Annotated in this window: 2 protein-coding genes and 1 pseudogene; 1 reads left to right on the top strand and 2 read right to left on the bottom strand. The window is 63.3% G+C overall.

The features are described 5' to 3' along the window. Nucleotides 1-245: 245 nt before the first annotated feature. Nucleotides 246-590, bottom strand: coding sequence for an IS3 family transposase (locus SKC41_RS31655; RefSeq protein ID WP_330981544.1), 345 nt, complete (start codon nt 588-590; stop codon nt 246-248). 314 nt (nt 591-904) lie between these two features. On the opposite strand from SKC41_RS31655, the pseudogene SKC41_RS31650 reads away from it, so the two are divergent. Next, nucleotides 905-1,965, top strand: a pseudogene (locus SKC41_RS31650) (IS110 family transposase). A 39-nt stretch (nt 1,966-2,004) separates the two neighbouring features. Here SKC41_RS31650 and SKC41_RS31645 read toward each other — a convergent pair. Beyond that, nucleotides 2,005-2,415 (bottom strand): integrase core domain-containing protein (locus tag SKC41_RS31645; protein ID WP_330981543.1); only part of this gene is annotated, 411 nt, incomplete at its 5' end.

The raw sequence follows: 2,415 nt of genomic DNA, 5'->3' as shown, positions 1-2,415 counted from the left end.
TAAACGCTAAGCCTCGTGCCCCAGATTCAATGAGAAAGACACGCACTTACCCCAGATTCAATGAGAATGCCCCAGAATCAATGAGAACGGACAACTCTCCTTCCTCGGCACGTCGGACGAGTTTGGAGGCATTCGGCCGTTGTCATCGCACCTAATTTGTCACGGTGACGATTGCAACTAGGTACCGATCTGAGCGGAGGGCGGCGGCTGCAACCGTCGCGCACGCGCACAGGTACAACCAGCCGTCACCCGTGCGCAAATACGTGATGTCTGACGTCCACACCGGTGCAGGCGTCCGGTGTCAAAATCCGCCCTACCAGGTCCTTAGGGACCGCGGCAGCGAGGTCAACCACCGTGGTGGCCGGCGCGAACCGGCGCGGACAGATACCAGCCAGGCCCTGGCGTCGCAACGATGCCGCCACCGTTTTGCGCGACACCCGCTGCCCGTCGGCGCGCAGATCGGCCAGGATGCGAGGAGCGCCGTACACCCCATCGGATCCGGCGGTGAAACGCGGCGGCCTTACTGTCCACTTCGGCGCGGCGCCGAAGGGCCGGGGTCGGTCGGCCCACGATCGCGGGACGTGCGCCACTTGCAGAACCCCGAGCGGAACACTAATCGCCTGTAAGTCTTTACCCGGCTGGCCCGGTGCTGGCTGACAGGATCGGCGTTGCCGTCCCGTTTGGGTGTGACTCGTGAATCGCCTGGCCCCGTGAGGGTGCTCCACCCGGGATCTGTCCATCCGATCGTGGGCGGCGACGGCCGGCCCGGTCCTGCTTTGGTGGCTTGATTAGAAGCCTGCCCGACTCGTTGCCGCGAGTCGTGGCCCGTTACAGGCCTGCCTCGAAGTGTTTTCCGGGCCGACGCCGGTACGACGTCGCCCACAGGAAGGAACTTCACGTCGCCATGCCCATCGTTGCAGAGCAGTACACGTTTGTCATCGGAGTTGACGCCCATGCAGCTACCCATTCGTTAGCGCTGGTCACCGCTGCTACGGGCGCAACCCTAGGCGAGGTGGTCTTCCCCAATACCGCCTCGGGTTGGGACCGTGCTTGGAAGTGGATCACCCGCAGAATCGACGGGCAATCAGCGCTTGTGGTGATCGAAGGTGTCGGTCCTACCCGGCCGGACTCGCCGAACGCGTCAGCAACGGCGGCTTGCCGGTTGCCGAGCCGTCAGTCATGCCGGCGGCGCAGTGTCGCGGTGTCGGCAAAACCGATGCCCTCGACGCGGTCCGTATTGCCCGGTCGGTCCTGGCCGCCGATACCTCACGTCTCCGGCAGCCCCGGGCCACTGGCCGGCGTGTGGCCCTGCGAATTCTGGTTGTCGCCCGCGAACAGATGGTCGCAGAGCGCACCCGGATGATCAATGCCCTGACGGCATTGCTGCGCACGATCGACCTCGGCCTGGATGTTCGTAAAGCTTTGTCGCACAGTCAGTTCAAGATCATCGCAACATGGCGTGAACGGAACGAAGATGCCGTAGTCCGTACCTGCCGCCAAGAAGCGATCCGGTTGGCCAAGCGTATCGTCGACCTTGACGCAGAGCTGGTAGACAACCGCAAAGGTCTCGACGCCATCGTCGAGGATCTCGCCCCGGAACTGTGTGAGCTTCCCGGTGTCGGCTCGGTGGTCGCGGCATCGGTCTTGACGGCGTGGTCCCACCCCGGTCGGGTGCGTTCTGAATCCGCCTTCGCCGCACTGGCAGGTACCTGCCCAATCCCGGCATCATCGGGAAACACCCTGCGGCACAGGCTCAATCGCGGTGGCGATCGACGACTCAACAGAGCACTGACCACGGTTGTCATCGTCCGGATGCGCACCCACGCACCAACCAAGGTCTACGTCGCCCGACGCCGCGCTGAAGGCCGCACTACCAAAGAGATCATGCGCTCACTCAAGCGCTACATCACCCGGCAGCTCTACCGGACCCTCGCGGCGGCGCACCCAGTCCCCGCGACCCCTTGACACGATATAGAACCATCCTGGTTCTCGTGGAGGCTCGGGCTATTGGATTTCGACCAGGGTGTGGTCGTTCCGCTGGGCATCGTAGAACGTGGCTTCGAACTCTGCGGGTGGAATGTCGCCGAGGTAGCCGTGTAGGCGGCGGGTGTTGTGCCAGTGCACCCACCCGAGGGTGGCCAGTTCGACGTCTTCGACGGTCTTGCAGGGGCCGGTGCGAGTCGGCCCGTAGATCAGTTCGGACTTGTAGTAGCCGTTGACCGTCTCGGCCAGGGCATTATCGTAACTGTCCCCGATCGACCCGATAGACGGGACCGCGCCGATCTCGGCAAGACGTTCGCCATAGCGGATGGACGTGAACTGACCTGATTCAACCGGTCGATGCAACACCGGCTTGTTGGAGTGAGAGTAGTTGCTCGTTGAATGCTTCGGCGGGTGTCTTCCACCCGAGTGTCT

The sequence above is a fragment of the Mycobacterium sp. 050128 genome, assembly GCF_036409155.1.
Taxonomy (GTDB): Bacteria; Actinomycetota; Actinomycetes; order Mycobacteriales; family Mycobacteriaceae; genus Mycobacterium.
The sequence above is the reverse complement of the archived record's forward strand: the minus strand, read 5'-3'. Positions and strand labels throughout refer to the sequence as shown.